Genomic DNA, 1,508 nt, shown 5'->3' on the forward strand with positions numbered 1-1,508 from the left:
TTTTTCTTGTCGTATTTGCCTACACTGGTTTTGGGGACTTCGGAGATGAAGGCCCAGCGCTCGGGGATCCACCATTTGGCAACGCGGTTCGCGAGATGCGTGCGGAGGATGGCGATGTCGATCGGCGCGCCGTCTTTAGGGACGACGCAGGCCAATGGGCGCTCGTCCCAGCGCTCGTCGGGGACGCCGATGACCGCGGCTTCCAGGACGTCGGGGTGGTCAGTGATGGCGTTCTCCAACTCGACGGAGGAGATCCACTCACCGCCGGACTTGATGACATCTTTGGAACGATCGGTGATGCGCATGTAGCCGTGCTCGTCGATTTGGCCCATGTCGCCTGTGCGCAGCCATCCATCGTGAAAGCGCTCGGTTGAGGGATTGCCGTGGTAGGAGGCGGTGATCCATGGGCCGCGCACTTCAATTTCGCCGATCGAGGCGCCGTCCCACGGAAGGACAGTGTCGCCGTCGCAGATGCGCATTTCGACTCCGGGAATGATGCGGCCGGTTTTGGTGGTCCAGTGGATTTCTTCGTCGGCGGGGCAGTGGCGCGGAGGTTGCGCGGAGGCTGCGACGGGGCTGGTCTCGGTGAGTCCCCAACCCTGGACGACTCTGACGTTGAAATGCTTGCGAAAGCCTTCAGCGACGCTGCGTGGCAGAGCCGCTCCGCCACTGAAAAGAATGCGGAACATGGAGAGATCGATCGCATGCGCGACCGCATGCTGAAGCATTCCGGCGAGGATCGTGGGAATGGCTGCCGAGATGGTAGGGCGGCAGGTTGCGATGAAGCGGCAAAGCGGCTCTGGTTGCAGGTAGGGACCAGGCATGAGGAAGTCGCTACCTGCGAGCCAGCCTGCGTAAGGAATGCCCCACGCGTTGGCGTGAAACATGGGCACGATGGAGAGGGCGCGGTCGTTCACATTCAGGCCGAGGCACCACGGTGCGCAGATTCCGAGAGCGTGGAGATAGATGGAGCGGTGGCTGTAGACCACGCCCTTGGGATCTCCGGTGGTGCCGGTGGTGTGGCACATGGCGGCGGCGGAGCGCTCGTCGAGATCGGGCCAGGTGAAGTCGGGTTGTTCGGCGGCGAGAAGGTCTTCATAGCGAAGGAGATTCTCGGGCAGGCCGGAGGAATCGCCGACGACGATGATGTGTTCGACGGTGCGAAGGTCTTTTGCGACGCGAGCAATCGCCGGGTAGAGCGAGGCGTCGACAAGGACTATGCGGTCTTCGCCGTGATTGATGACGAAGGTGAGTTGTTCAGGGAAGAGGCGAATGTTGAGGGTGTGGACCACGGCGCCCATCGACGAGATGGCATAGTAGGCTTCCAGGTGCTCCTGTGTGTTCCAGCAGAAGGTTCCCACGCGATCACCGGGACGGATGCCGAGACGCTGGAGTGCGCATGCGAGGCGGCGAACGCGATTGCCCACTTCGCGGAAAGTAGCGCGGCGAGCGCGGTCGCCCATCCAGGTGAGGACTTCGCTTTCAGCATGCACGTTGACGCCGTGCTC

1 protein-coding gene is annotated in these 1,508 nt (G+C 62.3%); it reads right to left on the reverse strand.

What is annotated here, in order from left to right; all coding sequences use genetic code 11:
* A partial coding sequence (locus tag WA354_RS14185; protein WP_472813669.1) for a long-chain fatty acid--CoA ligase occupies nucleotides 1-1,508 on the reverse strand: 1,508 nt, incomplete at both ends.

This window comes from Occallatibacter sp., assembly GCF_049802275.1.
Taxonomy (GTDB): domain Bacteria; phylum Acidobacteriota; class Terriglobia; order Terriglobales; family Acidobacteriaceae; genus Telmatobacter.